The 1,010-nt window shown below is 37.2% G+C and carries 2 protein-coding genes; both read left to right on the top strand.

Annotated elements, in window-relative coordinates; all coding sequences use genetic code 11:
- A partial coding sequence (locus F6K22_RS41575; RefSeq protein WP_293111070.1) for a molybdopterin dinucleotide binding domain-containing protein occupies positions 1–275 on the top strand: 275 nt, incomplete at its 5' end.
- A 34-nt stretch (positions 276–309) separates the two neighbouring features.
- The coding region (locus F6K22_RS41570) for a molybdopterin dinucleotide binding domain-containing protein (RefSeq protein ID WP_293111069.1) at positions 310–1,010 on the top strand (701 nt) is incomplete at its 3' end.

Below are 1,010 nucleotides of genomic sequence, written 5' to 3'. Positions count from 1 at the left end.
CTCAGAAAGATGCAATTACTGGAGCTGTACGGGAAGCAGTTTTAATTAATCCTTTTGATGCTAAAAAATTAGGGTTAAAAGATGGGGATGATGTGGCATTAAAGAATGATTTGGGTGAATTAAAAGGACGGGTTTATTTAGCTCCGATGAAACCAGGGAATTTGCAAGTACATTGGCCGGAGGGAAATGTGTTATTAGATAAGGGTAAACGTTCTCTTGAAGGCGTACCTGATTATAATGCTTTGGTCTGTTTAGAAAAGTTGGATGAAAGTTAGGTTTTTATAGTATTGAAAAGGAAAGTTAGATATTTTGTTTTCTGTAGGGGGAAATTTTTTAGAAGTTTTGCCAGATCCAGATTATGTAGAAGCTGCGATGAAACGGGTATCTTTACGAGTACATCAGGATATTGTTTGCTCTAATCAAATGTTAGTTGAACCGGGAGAAACTGTAATATTATTACCTGCTACGACTCGTTATGAAATTCCGGGAGGCGTGACAGAAACTACTACAGAAAGAAGGGTGATTTTTAGTCCGGAAATTCCTGGTCAGAGAATTGGGGAAGCTCGTCCGGAGTGGGAAGTATTTATGGATTTGGCAAAGTTAGTCCGTCCGGAATTAGCAGATAAATTAGAGTTTAAAAATACTGAAGAAATTCGTCAGGAAATTGCTTTGGTAATTTCTCAATATTCAGGTATTCAACATTTGAAAGAACCAGGAGATAATTTTCAATATGGAGGTTCCCATTTATGTTTTGGCTGGAATTTTCCCACACCGGATGGTAAGGCAAAATTTTCTATACTTTCTCCACCAAAAGAGGAGTTAGCAGAGGGATATTTTTTAGTAGCAACTCGCCGAGGTAAACAATTTAATAGTATGGTGCAGTCTCAGAAAGATGCAATTACTGGAGCTGTACGGGAAGCAGTTTTAATTAATCCTTTTGATGCTAAAAAATTAGGGTTAAAAGATGGGGATGATGTGGCATTAAAGAATGATTTGGGTGAATTAAAAGG

The sequence above is a fragment of the Okeania sp. SIO2F4 genome (genome assembly GCF_010672385.1).
In the GTDB taxonomy this organism is placed as follows: domain Bacteria; phylum Cyanobacteriota; class Cyanobacteriia; order Cyanobacteriales; family Microcoleaceae; genus Trichodesmium.
Note: the sequence above shows the minus strand (reverse complement) of the source record. Positions and strands in the feature narration are given on the sequence as shown.